This window comes from Pseudonocardia sp. EC080619-01, assembly GCF_001420995.1.
Lineage (GTDB): Bacteria > Actinomycetota > Actinomycetes > Mycobacteriales > Pseudonocardiaceae > Pseudonocardia.
Window position 1 is genome coordinate 4,564,326 of the sequence record NZ_CP012184.1, and the last position, 17,234, is coordinate 4,581,559.

Here is a 17,234-nt window from a genome sequence, read left to right on the forward strand (position 1 = left end):
CCGTGAGGTGCCCGGCGCCCAACCCCCGCGGGACCGGCTGACACACTGGGGGACCGTCGGACGAGTCCGTCCGCGACACGAACACCCGGGAGACGTGAGGCGCAGTGACGGCATCACCGGAGGCGATCGAGCTGACGAAGGTGGCGGCGGCCGCCGCGGCGGACAAGAAGGCCGTCGACATCGTCGCCCTCGACGTGTCCGACCAGCTGGTGATCACCGACTGCTTCGTGCTGGCGTCGGCGCAGAACGAGCGTCAGGTCCAGGCGATCGTGGAGGCGGTCGAGGAGAAGCTGCGGGAGCGCGGCAGCAAGCCCACCCGCCGCGAGGGCGACGCCGACAACGGCTGGATCCTCCTCGACTTCACCGACATCGTCGTGCACGTGATGCACAACGAGCAGCGCGGCTTCTACGGCCTGGACCGGCTGTGGAAGGACTGCCCGACGATCGAGGTGCCGCACGCGGTGCCGTCGGACGCGAGCAGCGGGACCGACGAGGACGGCGCCGGATGACGCTGCGCCGGATCACCCTGCTCCGGCACGGCCAGACCGAGTACAACGCCGGTGGCCGCATGCAGGGTCATCTCGACACCCGGCTCACCGACGAGGGCCGTGCCCAGGCCGCCGCGGCCGCGCCGCTGCTGGCCGGGATCCCGTTCGACCGGATCGTGACCTCGGACCTGAGCCGCGCGCACGACACCGCGACCGCCGTCGCCGGGGCGACCGGGCTGCCGCTGTCGGTGGACAAGCGGCTCCGTGAGACGCACCTGGGCGACTGGCAGGGCCGGACCGTCGCCGAGATCGAGGCCGACGACCCGGGCGCGATCGCCGCGTGGCGGTCCGATCCGCGGTGGACACCGCCCGGCGGCGAGTCCCGCGTCGACGTCGTCAACCGCTCGCTGCCGGTCGTCGCCGAGCTCGACGCCGCGTACGCCGACGACCCCGAGGAGCGGTCCGTCCTGCTCGTCGCGCACGGCGGCATGATCGCCGGGATGGTCTGCGGCCTGCTGGACCTGCCCGAGTCGGCGTGGCCGGTGATCGGCGGGATGGGCAACGCGAAGTGGTCCGTCGTCGCCCGCCGCGCCGACCACCCGCGCTGGCGGCTCTCGGGATACAACATCGGTGCCTGACCTGCTGGTCGTCGCGGACTCGCTGGCCTTCCACGGTCCCGAGCGGCCCTACCCGGCGGACGAGCCGCGGTTGTGGCCCAACCTCGCCGCGACCCGCCTCGGCGGGCGCGCGGAGCTCGTCGCCCGTGCCGGGTGGACGGCCCGGCACGCGTGGTCGGCGGTCAGCGGCGACCCGCGGGTGTGGGCGGTGCTGCCGCACGTGGACGCCGTCGTGCTGGGGGTGTCCGGGATGGACTCGCTGCCCTCGCCGCTGCCGACGGCGCTGCGGGAGCTGATCCCGGCCGTGCGCCCGGCACCGCTCCGCCGCGTGGTCCGGGACGGCTACCGGCGGGCGCAGCCGGTGCTGGCGCCGCTCCTCGCGGAGCTCCCCGGTGGCGGTCCCGCCACGCTCCCGGCCCGGCTGACCGCGTCCTACCTGGAGCGGTGCCGCTCCGCGGTGCACGCGCTGCGGCCGGGGCTGCCGGTGGTCGCGCTGCTCCCGTCGGTGCACCGCGCCGCCGACTACGGCCGGGTCCACCCGCACCGGGCCGCCACCGAGGCGGCGATGCGGGCGTGGGCGGCCCGCGCACCCGGCGTCACCCTGCTGGACACGGCAGCGCTCGTCGGCGGGCACGTCCTCGGCGGGCACGGCAACCCCGACGGCATGCACTGGGGCTGGGCCGGGCACCGGGCGGTCGGTACGGCGCTGGCCGACGAGCTGGGACGACGTCTGCCGGTCCGGTCCGAGCAGCCGTGACGCTGCTCGGGATCGACCTCGGCACGACGTCGGTCAAGGCCGCGGTGTTCACCGCGGACGGTGTCCGGGTCGCCGCCGCGAGCCGTCGGCACGTCACCCGCCGCCCCGCCCCCGGGCACGCCGAGCAGGATCCGGCGGACTGGTGGGACGGCCTGACCGGTGCCGTCGCCGACCTCCGGGCGGCCGGCGCGCTGCGGGACCTCACCGCCGTCGGGCTCTGCGCGCAGGTCAACACGCACCTGTTCACCGGTGCCGACGGCATCCCCGTGCACCCGGCGATCACCTGGCAGGACGGCCGGTGCGCCGCCGTCGCCGCGGCTCTCGGCGACCGGCTCGACCCCGAGGAGCGGGCCCGGGTACGCGGTGGCCTGGGCACCGTCGACGCCTCGCACCCCGCCGCCCGCGCGGCCTGGCTCGCCGGGCACCGCCCGGACGTGTGGTCCCGGGCCGAGCGGCTGCTGGCCCCGAAGGACTGGCTGCTGCTCCGGCTCACCGGCGCCGCGGTCGCCGACCCGCTGTCGTCGATCGGCGCGGTCGGGCCGGGCGGAACCTACCCGGACGGGCTGGACCTCCTCGCCCCCGGGTTGACGGGGATGCTGCCGCCGCTCGCGGACCCGGCATCGGTCGCCGGGGAGACCACCGGCGCCGGTGGCCTGCCGGCCGGGCTGCCCGTCGCCGTCGGGACGATGGACGCCTGGTCCGCGCTGCTCGGCGGCGGTGTCGCCGAGCCGGGTGACGCCGTCGACGTCGCGGGGACCTCCGAGGTGCTCGCGATGGCCGCGCGGCCAGGTGGCGGCGCGCCCGGCATCGTCACCTTCCCCACCTGGCGCGGGCTCCACGTGCACGCCGGACCGACGCAGGCCGGCGGCGACGCGCTGACCTGGGCGTCCGCCGCTCTCGGCACCGGGGTCCCGGAGACGCTGGAGCTCGCGGGGCAGGCGGGTCCGGGGAGCGGCGGGGTGCTGTTCCTGCCGCAGCTCGCCGGCGAGCGCGCCCCCCTGTGGGACCCGGAGCTGCGCGGCCACTGGCTCGGCGCGACCTTCGGCACCGGACGCGCCGAGCTGGCCCGCGCGGTGCTGGAGGGGGTCGCGCACGCCGCACGGCACGTCCTCGCCCCGCTGGAGGCGGCCGCCGGGCGGCCCGCCACGACGCTCGCCGCCTGCGGTGGCGGCGCCGGCAGCGACCTCTGGTGCCAGGTCAAGGCCGACGTCCTGGACCGCCCGCTGCGCCGCACCGCCGAGCGCGACGCCGGCGTCCTCGGCGCCGCGATGCTGGCGGGGCTGGCCGTCGGTGGTGCGGGGTCGGTGGGGGAGCTGGCCGGGCGGATGGTGCGCGTGGACCGCGAGTTCGTCCCCGATCCGCGCGTGCGGGGCAGGCTCGACGACGCGCACGGGCGCTACCTCGCGGCACAGGAGGCGCTGGCCCCGCTGTTCCGGTGATCAGGACCGGCCGGCCACCGGTAGGGTCCGGCCGTGCCCAGCTCCCCGGTCGCCGTGGTCACCGACTCCACCGCCTACCTGCCGCCGGGGGCGGCCGACCGGCGCGGGGTGCACGTCGTGCCGCTCGAGGTGCGGATGGGGGAGCGGACCGCGCGCGACGGCGTCGACGTCACCCCGGCCGAGCTGATCACCGCACTCGCCGACCGGAACCTCACGGTGCAGACCTCACGGCCCGCACCGGCCGCGTTCGCCGAGCTCTACCGGGAGCTCCTCGACGCCGGGGCCCGCGAGATCGTGTCGGTGCACCTGTCCCGCGAGCTGTCCGGCACCTGGGACGCCGCCCGGGTCGCGGCCGACGAGATCGCCCCGGACCGGATCCGGGTCGTCGACTCCCGGGCGATCGCGATGGGCCTCGGGTTCGCCGTGCTCGCCGCCGCCGACGCCGCCTGCGCCGGTGCCGACGGGATCGCGGCCGAGGCCGCCGCGACGGCCGTGAGCGCCCGCTGCCGGGTGCTGTTCGGGGTGCAGGACCTCGAGCGGCTGCGCCGTGGCGGGCGGATCGGTGCGGCGTCCGCGCTGCTCGGGGCGGCACTGTCGGTCAAGCCGCTGCTGCACCTCGCCGAGGGCCGGATCGCCCCGCTGGAGAAGGTCCGGACGACGTCGCGGGCCACCGACCGGCTGGTCGCGCTCGCCGTCGGGGCGTCCGGCGGGCCCGGGGCCCGGTTGGCCGTGCACCACCTGGGCGCCGAGGAGCGGGCCGAGGACATCGCCGACCGGCTGCGCGAGCAACTGCCCGACGCGGCGGAGTTCCACGTGTCCGAGGTCGGTGCGGTGATCGGGGCGCACGCCGGTCCCGGTCTGGTCGGGGTCGTGGTGGTCCCCGCGGAGTCCTAGCACACAGCATCGACGGTCACGGCCCGCCGGGCGCCGTGCGAGCCCGGTCGTCCCCAACCGGGCCGGCCGTCCACAGCCCCGCGGATCGTGGGTGCGGCGGGTCGATCCGCTCCTAGCGTCGGAGGCGTGACCACGACGAACGCCTCCCGTGACGCATCCCGGCGGCTCGCCGGGCTGGGCGGTCGTCCGCGCGCGGTGGGACCGGTCACCGGGCGGCACCCGCTCGATCCGCCGACGGTGCCGCTGCCGCCCCCGCCCGACCCGGGCACGGGGCACCCGCCACCGGGGTGGTGGCCCGGTGAGCCGCGCGGGCTCCACCCGGATCCGCAGCGGACCGACGGCGACGGGGACCATCCGCTCGCCCGGTTCCCGGCGGGTCCCGCTGCCACCGGCCCCACCACGGAGGACGGCCCACCACACGGTGGTCGACCGTCCTGGTGGCGCCGGACGGCGCAGCGGTGGCTGCCGTCCTCGCTGGCCGGAGCCCGGGTCGATCCCGGCAGGCCCGGTGCGCTCGCCCTCCTCGCGGTCGTGCTCGTCGGAGCCGTCGTGGCCGGGATCGGCGTGTGGTCGAACCGGCCCACCGCGCAGCCGGTCACCGGGCTCCCCGAGGTGGCCGCGCCACTGGCGACACCTGCGCCCCCGGCGACAGCGGCGACACCAGGGGACCCGGTCGCCGCCGCACCGGTGACCGCAGGGCCGCTGGTGGTCAGCGTCGTCGGGAAGGTGCTGCGCCCGGGCCTGGTCCGGGTCCCGGACGGCGCCCGTGTCGCCGACGCCGTCGACGCCGCCGGGGGAGCGCTGCCCGGCACCGATCTCGCCGCCCTGAACCTGGCCCGCCGGGTCGGCGACGGCGAGCAGATCGCGATCGGCGTCCCGCCCGCCGCCGACGGCGCCCCGGTGCTCCCCGCACCCGGCGGGGAGCCCGCCTCCGGCGGCGAGCCCGGTGGCGATCCCGGGAGCGGCACGGTGGACCTCAACACCGCCACCGCCGCCGATCTCGACGCGCTGCCCGGCGTCGGCCCGGTCACCGCGAAGAAGATCATCGACTGGCGGTCGGCGAACGGGCGGTTCAGCCGGATCGAGCAGCTCCGCGAGGTCGACGGCATCGGCGAGCGCCGGTTCTCGCAGCTCCAGGCGCTGGTGACGGTGTGAGGGCCGCAGCGGACCGTTCCGCCGCCACCCACGACGACTCGGGGGAGCGTCCCGCGCCCCCGGACCTCCGGCTCGTCCCGGCGGCGCTCGCCACCTGGGGCGCCGTGCTGGCCGGTCTGCTCGGAGGGCCACCGGGCGGGATCACGGCCGCCCTCCTGGCCGCCGCCGCGGTGCTCACGGCACTCCTCCGCTCCCGGATCAGCGCCCGCGCCGCGGCGCCCGGGTCGACGGTCGTGGCGGCCGGTGGGTGCGCGCTCGTCGCCGCGGTGCTGGTGACCGGGCACGCCTCGGCCCTCGCTGCTCATCCACTGCGTGCGCACGCCGACCGGGGCGCCGCCGCGGAGGTGCGGGTCCGCCTCACCGACGATCCGCGCGTCCTGCGCAGCACCGTCCGCGGCGACGAGGCAGGGTCCGCCCGTGCCACCGCGCTGGTACCGGCCGAGCTGCTGTCCGCCACCGCGGGGGACGACACCTGGGACACCGGCGGCCGGATCCTGCTGCTGGCACCGGCCGACACCTGGAGCGACCTCCTGCCCGGGCAGGAGGCCTCCGCCGCCGGGCTGCTGGCCCCGGCACAGCGCCCCGACCTGACGACGGCGGTGCTGCGGGTGCGCGGATCGCCGGGCGACGTCACGGCTCCGCCGTGGTGGCAGACGGCGGCCGGATCGCTGCGCGACGGACTGCGCGACGCCGCAGGCCGGGCGCTGCCCGAGGCACCGGCCGGGCTCCTGCCGGGCCTGGCGGTCGGGGACGTCCGCGCCCAGCTGCCCGAGACGGAGCAGGACTTCCGCACCGCCGGTCTCGCCCACCTCACGGCGGTCTCCGGTGCGAACGTCGCGATCGTCACCGGGGCCGTGCTGCTCCTGCTGCGCCTGTTCCGGGCCGATCCCCGGTTCGCCGCGGCGGCCGCCCTGCTCGCACTCGTCGGCTTCGTGGTGCTGGCCCGGCCCTCCCCGTCGGTGCAGCGGGCGGCCGTGATGGGCGCCGTGGTCCTGGCGGCCCTCGCCGCCGGTCGCGCGCGGTCGGCGGTGCCCGCCCTGGCGTCGGCCGTGCTCGGCATGCTGCTGTACGACCCGGCGCTCGCCGTGGACGCCGGGTTCGCGCTGTCGGTGGTCGCGACCGGAGCCCTGGTACTCCTCGGCCCCGGCTGGACGGCGGCGCTGACGGCGCGCGGCCTGCCGTCCGGACCGGCCGAGGCGCTCGTCGTGCCGGTGGCGGCGGCCGTCGCCACCGCCCCGCTGATCGCCGGGCTGAACGGGCACGTCGGGCTGGTCACGATCGTCGCGAACCTGCTCGCCGCGCCCGCCGTGGCACCGGCGACGGTGCTCGGGGTGCTCGGTGCGGTGGTCTCCGCGGTCAGTCCCGGGGCGGCCTGGCTCTGTGCCTGGCTCGCCGGCCCGTTCGTGCACTGGCTGGTGCTGGTCGGGGACCGGGCCGCGGCCGTACCCGGCGCGACGGTGCCCTGGCCCGCCGGGACCGGCGGGGCGTTGCTCCTGGGCGCGCTGCTGTTGGGCCTGCTCGCGATGGGCCGGGTGCCACGGCTGCGGGCGCTGCTGGTGGCGCTGCTCGTCGGGCTGCTGATCGTGCTGGTCCCGACCCGGTTCGTCCCGCCGGGCTGGCCGCCGCCGGGCTGGCGGGTGGTCGCCTGCGACGTCGGTCAGGGCGACGCGCTCGTGCTCGCCACCGGTCCGCCCGGGCACGCGGTCCTGGTCGACACCGGTCCCACCGACGACGCGATCGGTTCCTGCCTGGACCGGCTCGGCGTCCGGGTCCTCGAGCTCGTCGTGATCACCCACCTGCACTCCGACCACGACGGCGGCCTCGCCGGGGCGCTGCGCGGCCGCGCAGCCGGCGGGATCGCCGTCGGCCCCGTCCGGGAACCGGCCTCCGGGCTGCGACAGCTCACCGCGGTCGCCGGACGCGCCGCCGTCCCGGTCGTCGAGCTGTCCCGGGGCGTGGCGCTGGGCTGGCCGGGCCTGCGGCTCGACGTGCTCGGGCCGGTGCACCCGATCGCGTCGGTCGACGGCGAGGACGGCACCGCGGTCAACGACGGCTCGCTCGTGATGCGGGCGAGCACCCCGGCCGGGTCGGTGCTGCTCACCGGTGACATCGAGCTCGCCGCGCAGGACGACCTGCTCGCCTCCGGCAGCGACCTGCGGGCCGACGTGCTCAAGCTCCCGCACCACGGCTCCCGCAAGGTCGTGCCGCGGTGGCTGGACACGGTCCGGCCACGGGCCGCGCTGATCAGCGTCGGCAACGGCAACACCTACCGGCACCCGAGCCCGGAGCTGGTGGAGCGGCTCGAGCGCTCGGGGGTGGCCGTCGCGCGCACCGACCGTGCCGGTGACGTCGCGATCACCGGCGAGGACCCGGCCGGGCTGACGCTGGTGGCACGCGGCGACCCGCGCCCCGCACCGGGCCGGCGCGGCCGTGGTTCCCGGCCCGGTCCGGTGCGGAGGGGCTCAGGAGCGGTGCGCCAGCGCCTCGCGCACGGCGGCGCTGGTCGAGGGCACGGTGGCCGTCGGACCGACCTGGCCGGACACCGCGTCGAGTGTCTTGAGGCCGTCACCGGTGATCATCAGGACGGTCTCGGCGTCCGGGTCGAGCGCGCCTGCCTCGAGCAGCTTCTTCGTCGTGGCGACCGTGACACCGCCCGCGGTCTCGGCGAACACGCCCTCGGTCTCGGCCAGGAGCCGGATGCCGGCGACGACCTCGTCGTCGGAGACGTGGGCGACCGAGCCACCGGTGCGGCGCACCGAGTCCAGGACGTACGGGCCGTCGGCCGGGTTGCCGATCGCCAGCGAGCGGGCGATGGTGTCCGGCTTCTGCGGCTGGATCCAGTCGTGGCCGGCCTCGAAGGCCGACGCGACCGGGGAGCAGCCGGTGGCCTGCGCGCCGAACACCGTGTACGGCGTCGGCTCGACCAGGCCCAGCTTGCCCAGCTCGGTGAAGCCCTTGTCGATCTTCGTGAGCTGCGAGCCGGACGCGACCGGGACGACGACCTGCTGCGGCAGCCGCCAGCCGAGCTGCTCGGCGACCTCGAAGCCCAGGGTCTTGGAGCCCTCGGCGTAGTAGGGGCGGACGTTGACGTTCACGAACGCCCAGTCCTCGTGCTCGGCGGCCAGCTCGGTGGCGAGCCGGTTGACGTCGTCGTAGTTGCCGTCGACCGCGAGCAGGGTGCCCCCGTACACCGCGGTCGTGACGATCTTCGGCTGCTCCAGCGAGGAGGGGATGAGCACGACCGAGTCCCAGCCGGCGCGCGCGGCGGCGGCCGCGACGGCGTTGGCCAGGTTGCCGGTCGAGGGGCAGCAGAGCACCGAGAAGCCGAGCTCGCGGGCGGCGGCCAGCGCCACTGCGACCACGCGGTCCTTGAAGGAGTGCGTGGGGTTGCCGGTGTCGTCCTTCACCCAGAGCTTGCGCACCCCGAGCGCCCTGGCCAGGTTGTCGGCCTCGATGAGCCGGGTCAGCCCGGGCTCGGTGTTGCGGTGCTGCTCGACGGTCGACGGGACCGGGAGGAGGTCCTTGTAGCGCCAGATCGACTTCGGGCCGGCCTCGATCGACGCGCGGGTCACCGCGGGGAAGTCGTAGGCCACCTCGAGGGGCCCGAAACACTGGGGACAGGCGAACTCCGCGGCCAGCGGCACCTCGTGCCCGCACTCCCGGCAGGAGAGGGCACGGGCGGGGCCCAGGTCGTAGGACGTCGTTTCGGGCACAGCAGTGAGAGTCACGAGATCTCCTCATCTGTCCCGCCGGGGGTGGCGGGTCGGAATTGGCACCGTGTTCGTCGACGTCCTGGCTGCGCGAGGTGCGCAGGGACGGGCGGATCGTCGTGCGACGCCGGTTGCCGGGGCTTCTACGGGCCGTTCCCTCTGCCCCTCTGGATGAGCCATATGCGGTTGTGTCGCCCGGAGCAGGTCCGGAGCGGGGCTGACGTTACGCGAACCGGTGCCGGACCGGCCAGCCGATCCACCCGGATCGGGACGCGACTCACCGGTCGGTGGAGGCGTGGGCCACCATGGAGGGCGTGAGCCGGACCCGTGACACCGCGCCGCCCGATCCGCTGCAGCTCGTGGTCGGCGACGAGGAGTTCCTGGCGGAACGGGCCGTGTCGGACCTGGTCCGCCGCGTCCGGCAGCAGGATGCGGAGGCCGAGCTTCGCCGGTTCCGGACCTCCGAGGTGGCTCCCGGCGAGCTGGCCGGTCACCTGAGTCCCTCGCTCTTCGCCGAGGCCCGGGTGATCGTGCTCACCCACGGCCAGGACGCGACCAAGGACATGGTCGCGGCGATCGCCGACTACGTGCGGGACCCGGCCGAGGGCATCGTCCTGGTCGTCCAGCACGCGGGTGGCGCCAAGGGGAAGGCGGTGCTCGACCTCCTCCGCAAGGCCGGAGCGCACGTCACGACCTGCAACCGGATCACCCGGGCCGACGAGCGCTCCGACTTCGTGCACGCCGAGGTCCGCCGCAACGGCGGGAGCATCACCAACGGTGCGCTCGCGGTACTCGTCGAGGCGGTCGGCTCGGACCTGCGCGAACTCGCGGCGGCGGCCGGTCAGCTCGTGTCCGACACCGGCGGGACGATCGACGAGGCCGGGGTGCGCCGCTACCACCGTGGCCGGGCGGAGTCCTCCGGCTTCGCGGTCGCCGACGCGGCCGTGGCCGGTGACCGCCGGGGCGCCCTGGAGGCCCTGCGGTGGGCGCTGGTGCTCGGCGTCCCGCACGTGCTGATCGCCGACGCGCTCGCCGACTCCGTGCGGACTCTGGCCAAGGTCGGGTCGGCCGGTCGTGGCGACCCGAACCGGATGGCGGGTGAGCTCGGCATGCCGCCGTGGAAGATCCGCAAGGCGCAGGGCCTGGTCCGGCAGTGGCACCCCGAGCAGCTGGCCGTCGCGATCGCGGCGACCGCCGAGGTGAACGCCGACGTCAAGGGCGTCGCGGCCGATCCCGGGTACGCCCTGGAACGGGCCGTCCTCGCCGTCGTGGATGCCCGCGGCGCCCGCTGAGCACCACCCCGACACACGACGACGGCGCCACCCCGGTGCGGGATGACGCCGTCGTGCGGTGGAACAGGAGGCTCAGGCGCCGACCTTGTTCAGGCGCTTGGCCATGGCCGACTTGCGGTTCGCGGCCTGGTTCTTGTGGATGACGCCCTTGCCGGCCGCCTTGTCCAGGGCCTTGGCCGCCTTGCGCTGCAGCTCGGCGGTGTTCTCGCTGCCCTGGTCGGCCGCCTCGCGGAAGTTGCGGATGGCGGTCTTGACCGTGGACTTCACCGACTTGTTGCGCTGACGGCGCTTCTCGTTGGTCTTGACACGCTTGATCTGCGACTTGATGTTGGCCACGTCTGCCTCTGGTCTTCCTGCCTGCTGGATTCGGCTGGTCTGCTTGCTCTGCGTCCGGTCCGCTTCGGCGGCACCGAACGGCAACGCTGGAGAGAGGGTCCAGGCCGTTCCGGGCGAGCACGCCGAGCGCTCGAAGAACAAGGTTACCAGCGGGGTCCGCCACCCCCGCCGCGGGTCACCACGCGCTCCGCGCCGGAACCCGCCCGGGCCGCCGCGAGGGCCCGGCGGCCCGGTACCACCCGCCTCTCCCGTGCGACATGGGACGATGGGGTGCGAGTGCCAGTGCCCCGACGCGACTGCGAAAGCCGAGTACAGCCGAGTGACGACGTACGCCGACCGCACGTTCACCCCGCCGGAGCGCATCCGGAACTTCTGCATCATCGCCCACATCGACCACGGCAAGTCCACCCTGGCCGACCGGATGCTGCAGGTGACGGGTGTGCTCGGGGATCGCGACTACCGGGCCCAGTACCTGGACCGGATGGACATCGAGCGCGAGCGCGGCATCACGATCAAGGCGCAGAACGTGCGTCTGCCGTGGACGGCGAAGAACGCCGACGGCGAGCCGACCGAGCACGTCCTGCACCTCATCGACACCCCCGGCCACGTGGACTTCACCTACGAGGTGTCCCGCGCGCTGGAGGCGTGTGAGGGTGCGATCCTGCTGGTCGACGCCGCACAGGGGATCGAGGCGCAGACCCTGGCCAACCTCTACCTGGCCATGGAGAAGGACCTCCACATCATCCCGGTCCTCAACAAGATCGACCTGCCGGCTGCCGACCCCGAGAAGTACGCCGCGGAGATCGCGCACATCACCGGCTGCGACCCGGAGGACGTGCTGCGCTGCTCGGCCAAGACCGGGGAGGGCGTCGAGGCGGTGCTGGACGCCGTCGTCGCGCAGGTCCCGCACCCCGTCGGCGACGCGGACGGCCCGGCCCGGGCGATGATCTTCGACTCGGTCTACGACACCTACCGCGGCGTGGTGACCTACGTCCGCGTCGTGGACGGGAAGCTCTCGCCGCGCGAGAGGATCAAGATGATGTCCACCGGTGCCGAGCACGAGCTGCTGGAGATCGGCATCGTCTCCCCGGAGCCCAAGCCGTCGGACGGCCTCGGCGTCGGCGAGGTCGGCTACCTCATCACCGGTGTGAAGGACGTCCGCCAGTCCAAGGTCGGTGACACCGTCACCTCCAAGCGCCGCGGCGCCGAGACACCGCTGACCGGGTACCGCGAGCCGAAGCCGATGGTCTACTCCGGGCTCTACCCGATCGACGGCTCGCAGTACCCCGACCTGCGCGAGGCGCTGGACAAGCTGCAGCTCAACGACGCCGCGCTCACCTACGAGCCGGAGACGTCGGCGGCGCTGGGCTTCGGGTTCCGCTGCGGGTTCCTGGGCCTGCTCCACCTGGAGATCACCCGTGACCGGCTGGAGCGCGAGTACGGCCTCGACCTGATCTCGACGGCCCCGAACGTCGTCTACGACGTGACCACCGACGACGGCGTCGAGATGGAGGTCACCAACCCCAGCGACTGGCCGGTCGGCAAGGTCGCCGAGGTCCGCGAGCCGATCACCAAGATCACCATCCTGGTGCCGTCGGAGTTCGTCGGCACCGTCATGGAACTCTGCCAGAGCCGTCGCGGCCAGCTCGGCGGGATGGACTACCTGTCCGAGTCCCGCGTCGAGCTGCGCTACACGATGCCCCTCGGCGAGATCATCTTCGACTTCTTCGACGCTCTGAAGTCCCGCACCCGTGGCTACGCCAGCCTCGACTACGAGGAGGCCGGCGACCAGGTGGCCGACCTGGTGAAGGTCGACATCCTGCTGCAGGGCGAGGCGGTCGACGCGTTCTCGGCGATCGTGCACAAGGAGTCGGCGTACTCCTACGGCACCTCGATGGCGACGAAGCTGCGCGAGCTCATCCCGCGCCAGCAGTACGAGATCCCGATCCAGGCCGCCGTCGGCTCGCGGATCATCGCCCGCGAGACGATCCGCGCGATCCGCAAGGACGTCCTCGCCAAGTGCTACGGCGGTGACATCAGCCGGAAGCGCAAGCTGCTGGAGAAGCAGAAGGAGGGCAAGAAGCGGATGAAGACGATCGGCCGGGTCGACGTCCCGCAGGAGGCCTTCGTGGCGGCGCTGTCCACCGGTGGCGGCCAGGCGACCGCCGCCGAGAAGCCGAAGAAGTAGCACCGGGACGCAGGACGGGCCCGGATCCCCGAGGGGGTCCGGGCCCGTGGTGTACGTGGTGGGGGCGCGGGGAGCAGGGAGCTCTACATGACCGAGCCTGCGCGCGGGCCGGGGATCGTGCTGTCGCACGGGGCGGGGCGGGCGGGGGAGCGTCGCGGGGAGAGGATGCGCTGCACGCGCTGGCACACCGACTCGACGACGGTGCGCCCCTCCGCCGACAGGTGCACCAGCACGCGACGCCGGTCGAGCGGGTCGGCCGACCGGTAGGCCAGCTTCTTCTCGACCAGGCGGTCCACGATGCGGGTGGCCGTCGGGGCGGGCAGCGCGGTGTGTCCGGCGACCTCGCCCATGCTGCGGCCGGTGCCGCGGGCGAGCATCAACAGGACGCGCCAGCCGTCACGGCTGACGTCGGTCGCAGAGGGGTTGGTGGACAGGGCTGTGGCCACGGCGTGGTCGACCCGGTCCAGGAACTCGACGACACCCGCGGCTCCAGGCGTCGGGGCCGCCATGGTGGCAGTCCCCGACGCCCGTCGACTGAAAGGCTCGGTCACGATGACGGACTGTACTTGCCGTTCGCCCGAAATCCGACACTGTGCTGGGAAAACCGTTCACGAGCGCCGGGCGGTCGTCACACTGCGGTGACGGACCGCCGTTCGACCAGGGGAGATTCATACCGCGCGCCGGGGTCCGTACGGATTACGAATGGATCACACCCGCATCTCGTAACGGTTCGGAGCCGCGGCGCGATGCCCCCTGCCGATCAGCGCGTGAGGACGATCTTTCCGGCGGTCTGCCCGGCCGACATCGCCTCGAACGCCTTCCGCGCGTCGTCCATCGGCAGCTCGGTCCCGATCTCCGGGGCGATGCCGGCCGTCGCGACGAACTCCATGAGATCGGCGAGCTCCTGCCGGGTCCCCATCGTCGAGCCGACGACCTCGAGCTGCAGGAAGAACAGCCGCTGCAGGTCCGCCGGCGGGTTCGGTCCCGAGGTCGAGCCGCAGATGACGATCCGCCCACCGGGGCGCAGCGCCCGCATCGAGTGCTTCCAGGTGGCCTCGCCGACCGACTCCATGACGGCGTCGACCTTGCCGGGCAGCTTGGCCCCGGACTCGAACGTGGCGTGCGCGCCGAGCCGCTCGGCCAGCGCGCGCTTCTCCTCGTCCCGGCCGGTGACCCACACCTGGAACCCGGCCGCCCGGCCGAGCTGGACCAGCGCCGTCGAGACGCCGCCGGACGCGCCCTGCACGAGCACGGTCTGCCCCGGCTTCAGGCCGGACTTGGTGAACAGCATCCGGTACGCGGTCAGCCAGGCGGTGCCGAGCACGGCGCCCTGCGAGGGGGTGAGCCCCGTCGGGGCGGGGACGGCGTTGCGCGCCGGGACGATCACCTTGTCGGCCATCGTTCCCTGGTGGCGCTCGGTGAGCAGGGTCCGCTTGGGGTCGAGGGTCTCGTCGCCGCGCCAGTCCGGGTCGCCGATGATGGGGTAGAGGACGACCTCGGTGCCGTCGTCGAGGGTCCCGGCGCCGTCGCAGCCGAGGATCATCGGGAACTGGTCGGGCTTGATGCCGACCCCGCGCAGGGTCCACAGGTCGTGCATGTTGAGGCTGGCGGCGGAGACGTTCACGGACACCCAGCCGTCCGGGACCTGGGGGTCGGGCCGCTCGCCCACGACGAGGGAGTCGAGCGGAGCGTCGGCGTTGGGCTCACTGGCGTACACGGCGAACATGGGTCCGAACCTAACGCGTGCGGGCACGTACTACCGTGTGGAGTGTGCGCACGATCATCGACGCCTGGGACGCGTTCGAGCTGTGGCTGACCCAGCTGCCGTTCGTGTTCCAGACCGTGTTCGTGACCGTCGTGGTCCTGCCGCTCTGCGCGCTCGTCGCGATCGGGATCGACCGGGCGACCCGCCGCTTCGACCGGGCGCCGGACCAGGAGTCCTGAGGGCTCTCAGACCGGCTGCGCGGCCAGGGCGCCCAGGGTCTCCGAGCAGCCCGCGTCGACCCGCAGGTCGGCGAGTTCGTCCCCGCGGGTGATCCCGCGGTTCACGATCACGACCGGCACCCCGGCCCGCCGGCACGCGCGGACGAAGCGCAGCCCGGACATCACCTGCAGCGAGGACCCGGCGACGAGCAGCGCGCCGTCGTCCGGGGTGAGCGAGCCGACCAGCGCGTAGCAGCGGGCCACCCGGTCCTTCGGGACGTTCTCGCCGAAGAACACGACGTGCGGCTTCAGCACCCCGCCGCAGGCCGCGCACGGTGCGATCCGGAACCCGTCGGTGATCTCGACGGCCGCGTCGCCGTCCGGTGCGGTCTCGACCTCCGCGCTGTGCGCCTCGGTGAACCCCGGGTTCAGCGCCGTCAGCCGCGACTGCAGGACGTCGCGCGGGGTGATCCGGCGGCAGTCCAGGCAGACGACCTCGTCGATCCGGCCGTGCAGGTCGATGACGCCGCGGTGCCCGGCCACGCCGTGCAGCCCGTCGACGTTCTGCGTGATCAGCCCGTCGACGATCCCGGCGGCCTCCAGCGCGGCGAGCGCGACGTGCCCCGGGTTCGGGTCGGCGCGGCGCATCCGGCCCCAGCCGACGTGGCTGCGCGCCCAGTACCGGCGCTGCGCGGCCTCGCCGGAGACGAACTCCGAGTACGTCATCGGGTTCCGCGGCCGTGATCCCGGCCCCCGGTAGTCGGGGATGCCGGAGTCGGTGGACAGTCCCGCGCCGGTGAGGGCGACGAGCCGGCGTCCGGCCAGCAGGTCCAGGGCCGCATCCGGGTCGGTGGTGACGACGGGCGCCGGGACGGTCATGGTCCCAGGGTAGACACCGACCGGCGGAGAGACCCGGGTCAGTCCTCCACCCAGGACGGCGAGCGCTTCTCCCCGAAGGCGCGGATGCCCTCCTGACCCTCCTCGGAGGCGAAGTACGACGCCGACAGCGCGTTCATCGCCGCGAAGTCCTCCGCCATCGCGGGCCGCTCCCGGCGCAGCATCGCCTTCGCCCCGGCGAGGGCGCCGGGGGCACCGAGCCGGAGCATGCCGGTGTAGCGCCCGACCTCGGCGTCGAGGTCGTCGTCCGGCACCGCGCTGTTGATCAGGCCGATGCCGGCGGCGCGGCGGGCGTCGAACGTCTCGCCGGTGAGGAAGAGCTCGTGTGCGGCGCGTGCGGAGAGTCGCGGCAGCACGGTCACCGAGATCACCGCCGGGACTACACCGATCCGGACCTCGGAGAACGCGAACGTCGCCCGCTCGGCCGCCACCGCGACGTCGCACGCCGCCACGATGCCGACGCCCCCCGCGCGGGCCGGTCCGGCGAGCCGGGCGACCACGGGCTTGGGGGAGTCCCAGAGCGTCGTCAGGATCCGCGGGACCTCGGTGACGCCCTGCTGCTCGGCGCCCGCGCCCCGGGACTCCTTCAGGTCCATCCCTGCACAGAACACGGTGCCGGTGTGGGTCAGGACGAGCACGCGGACGGCGTCGTCGGCGATCGCCGCGTCGAGGTGGGCGATCAGCTCCCGGCGCAGCTGCGCGGACAGCGCGTTGCGGTTGTGCGGGGAGTCCAGGGTGATCGTCGCGACCCCGTCGGCGACGTCGAGGTGGACCAGTTCTGCGGCGTCTTCTGCGGCGTCGGTGCCGGGTGCGTCACTCACACCCGGCACCGTAGCGCCGTCAGGCCCTGGCCCAGTTGCTGGTGATCGTCACACCGGCCAGTGCGAAGAGCTGGGACACCGGGCAGCGCCGCTCGGTCTCCTCGGCCAGCCGCTGCAGCTGGTCGTCGGTCGCGTCGGAGGCGATCCGGGCGTCGACCCGGAGGTTCTGGAAGGTGGTCTCGCCGTCGCGGTGCGTGCCGGTGGTCATCGTCGTCGGGTTGAAGTCGGCCGCGACGTCGAACCGGACGTGCTCGATCGTGATGCCGAGCTCCTGGGCGACGATCGCGCTGGTGACCTGGTTGCACGACGACAGCGACGCCAGCGTGTAGGCGAGCGGGCTGGGGTGCTCGTCCTTGCCGCCGAAGGCGGGGTAGGCGTCGGTCTCGATGGTGTAGTCGGCGCCGTCGACCGCGACGGTCTGCGCGACGCCGGTGCCCTGGCCGCTGACGGCGAAGGTGACGAGGGGCATGGGGATCTCCTGTGCTCGGGACTGCGGGGGACGGGGCGGGTCAGGAGGCCCGACAGGTCGCGCCCTGGGTCCGTGCCAGGTCGAGGTGCAGCCGTCGCACGAGATCGGTCACCCGGCCAGTCAACCGCAGCCGATCGGTCGTGCGCGACATGAGGGACGCGACGCCGGCGACGCCGAACCGGTGAGGGGGGCCCGTACGAAGCCGGCTGGCGGCGCACACCCGGACGGGTCTACGCTTCAAACGGAGA

16 protein-coding genes, 1 pseudogene and 1 riboswitch are annotated in these 17,234 nt (G+C 74.5%); of the genes and pseudogenes, 10 read left to right on the top strand and 7 right to left on the bottom strand.

What is annotated here, in order from left to right; genetic code table 11:
* Positions 1-104: 104 nt before the first annotated feature.
* From rsfS to AD017_RS21425, 7 genes and pseudogenes are all read left to right on the top strand, one after another.
* Positions 105-509: a ribosome silencing factor gene (rsfS, locus tag AD017_RS21395; RefSeq protein ID WP_010231471.1), complete on the top strand. Its 405-nt coding sequence runs from the start codon at positions 105-107 to the stop codon at positions 507-509.
* The gene (locus tag AD017_RS21400) at positions 506-1,126 is read left to right on the top strand and encodes a histidine phosphatase family protein (RefSeq protein ID WP_010231474.1); all 621 of its coding nucleotides are present in this window, start codon (positions 506-508) and stop codon (positions 1,124-1,126) included. Before rsfS ends, AD017_RS21400 begins: the two co-directional genes overlap by 4 nt.
* A complete protein-coding gene (octT, locus tag AD017_RS34660) occupies positions 1,119-1,862 on the top strand; it encodes a diglucosylglycerate octanoyltransferase (RefSeq protein WP_060575271.1) in 744 nt (247 codons plus the stop codon). Before AD017_RS21400 ends, octT begins: the two co-directional genes overlap by 8 nt.
* The gene (locus AD017_RS21410) at positions 1,859-3,301 is read left to right on the top strand and encodes an FGGY-family carbohydrate kinase (RefSeq protein WP_060575272.1); all 1,443 of its coding nucleotides are present in this window, start codon (positions 1,859-1,861) and stop codon (positions 3,299-3,301) included. The genes octT and AD017_RS21410 overlap by 4 nt, the downstream gene beginning before the upstream one ends.
* 33 nt (positions 3,302-3,334) lie before the next feature.
* Positions 3,335-4,195 (top strand): DegV family protein, encoded by an 861-nt coding sequence (locus tag AD017_RS21415; protein ID WP_060575273.1) that lies wholly within the window; start codon positions 3,335-3,337, stop codon positions 4,193-4,195.
* Between the two features lie 126 nt (positions 4,196-4,321).
* Positions 4,322-5,350, top strand: coding sequence for a ComEA family DNA-binding protein (locus tag AD017_RS21420; RefSeq protein ID WP_227012811.1), 1,029 nt, complete (start codon positions 4,322-4,324; stop codon positions 5,348-5,350).
* 608 nt (positions 5,351-5,958) lie between these two features.
* A pseudogene (locus AD017_RS21425) lies at positions 5,959-7,515 on the top strand (ComEC/Rec2 family competence protein); the annotation flags it as partial.
* A 297-nt stretch (positions 7,516-7,812) separates the two neighbouring features.
* Here the strand turns inward: AD017_RS21425 and thrC are convergent.
* Entirely contained in the window at positions 7,813-9,078 is a 1,266-nt protein-coding gene (gene thrC / locus AD017_RS21430; RefSeq protein WP_060633681.1) for a threonine synthase, read from the bottom strand.
* Positions 9,079-9,084: 6 nt separating this feature from the next.
* A riboswitch (SAM riboswitch) is annotated at positions 9,085-9,238 on the bottom strand.
* Between the two features lie 127 nt (positions 9,239-9,365).
* Here thrC and holA point away from each other — a divergent pair.
* Positions 9,366-10,352 carry a DNA polymerase III subunit delta gene (holA, locus tag AD017_RS21435; RefSeq protein WP_050802436.1) on the top strand — a complete coding sequence of 329 codons (987 nt, stop codon included), beginning with the start codon at positions 9,366-9,368 and terminating at the stop codon, positions 10,350-10,352.
* A 72-nt stretch (positions 10,353-10,424) separates the two neighbouring features.
* Here holA and rpsT read toward each other — a convergent pair whose 3' ends face one another.
* Entirely contained in the window at positions 10,425-10,688 is a 264-nt protein-coding gene (gene rpsT / locus AD017_RS21440; RefSeq protein WP_010233820.1) for a 30S ribosomal protein S20, read from the bottom strand.
* Positions 10,689-11,007: 319 nt separating this feature from the next.
* On the opposite strand from rpsT, the gene lepA reads away from it, so the two are divergent.
* Positions 11,008-12,876: a translation elongation factor 4 gene (gene lepA, locus AD017_RS21445; protein ID WP_060575275.1), complete on the top strand. Its 1,869-nt coding sequence runs from the start codon at positions 11,008-11,010 to the stop codon at positions 12,874-12,876.
* Between the two features lie 83 nt (positions 12,877-12,959).
* On the opposite strand, the gene AD017_RS21450 is transcribed toward lepA, so the two are convergent.
* Both AD017_RS21450 and AD017_RS21455 read right to left on the bottom strand, forming a co-directional pair.
* On the bottom strand, positions 12,960-13,385 hold the full coding sequence (locus AD017_RS21450; protein ID WP_010233827.1) for a MarR family winged helix-turn-helix transcriptional regulator: 426 nt from the start codon (positions 13,383-13,385) through the stop codon (positions 12,960-12,962).
* A gap of 251 nt (positions 13,386-13,636) precedes the next feature.
* Positions 13,637-14,602: a zinc-binding dehydrogenase gene (locus AD017_RS21455; RefSeq protein ID WP_010233829.1), complete on the bottom strand. Its 966-nt coding sequence runs from the start codon at positions 14,600-14,602 to the stop codon at positions 13,637-13,639.
* Positions 14,603-14,646: 44 nt separating this feature from the next.
* Here AD017_RS21455 and AD017_RS35425 point away from each other — a divergent pair, with 44 nt between their 5' ends.
* On the top strand, positions 14,647-14,820 hold the full coding sequence (locus tag AD017_RS35425) for a hypothetical protein (RefSeq protein WP_010233832.1): 174 nt from the start codon (positions 14,647-14,649) through the stop codon (positions 14,818-14,820).
* Between the two features lie 6 nt (positions 14,821-14,826).
* Here the strand turns inward: AD017_RS35425 and AD017_RS21460 are convergent, their stop codons facing one another.
* The 3 genes from AD017_RS21460 to AD017_RS21470 are packed head-to-tail and all read right to left on the bottom strand — an operon-like array spanning position 14,827 to position 16,986.
* On the bottom strand, positions 14,827-15,678 hold the full coding sequence (locus AD017_RS21460; protein WP_060575276.1) for an NAD-dependent protein deacetylase: 852 nt from the start codon (positions 15,676-15,678) through the stop codon (positions 14,827-14,829).
* A gap of 38 nt (positions 15,679-15,716) precedes the next feature.
* A complete protein-coding gene (locus AD017_RS21465) occupies positions 15,717-16,526 on the bottom strand; it encodes an enoyl-CoA hydratase-related protein (protein ID WP_082398855.1) in 810 nt (269 codons plus the stop codon).
* A gap of 10 nt (positions 16,527-16,536) precedes the next feature.
* Positions 16,537-16,986 carry an OsmC family protein gene (locus AD017_RS21470; RefSeq protein WP_060575278.1) on the bottom strand — a complete coding sequence of 150 codons (450 nt, stop codon included), beginning with the start codon at positions 16,984-16,986 and terminating at the stop codon, positions 16,537-16,539.
* Between the last annotated feature and the right edge of the window lie 248 nt (positions 16,987-17,234).

What these genes read in the sequence shown, in the direction of transcription:
- AD017_RS21400 (WP_010231474.1), top strand. Translation starts at nt 506, where the DNA reads ATGACGCTGCGCCGGATCACCCTGCTCCGGCACGGCCAGACCGAGTAC.
- holA (WP_050802436.1), top strand. Translation starts at nt 9,366, where the DNA reads ATGGAGGGCGTGAGCCGGACCCGTGACACCGCGCCGCCCGATCCGCTG.
- AD017_RS21450 (WP_010233827.1), bottom strand. Translation starts at nt 13,385, where the DNA reads ATGGCGGCCCCGACGCCTGGAGCCGCGGGTGTCGTCGAGTTCCTGGAC.
- AD017_RS21455 (WP_010233829.1), bottom strand. Translation starts at nt 14,602, where the DNA reads ATGTTCGCCGTGTACGCCAGTGAGCCCAACGCCGACGCTCCGCTCGAC.
- AD017_RS21460 (WP_060575276.1), bottom strand. Translation starts at nt 15,678, where the DNA reads ATGACCGTCCCGGCGCCCGTCGTCACCACCGACCCGGATGCGGCCCTG.
- AD017_RS21470 (WP_060575278.1), bottom strand. Translation starts at nt 16,986, where the DNA reads ATGCCCCTCGTCACCTTCGCCGTCAGCGGCCAGGGCACCGGCGTCGCG.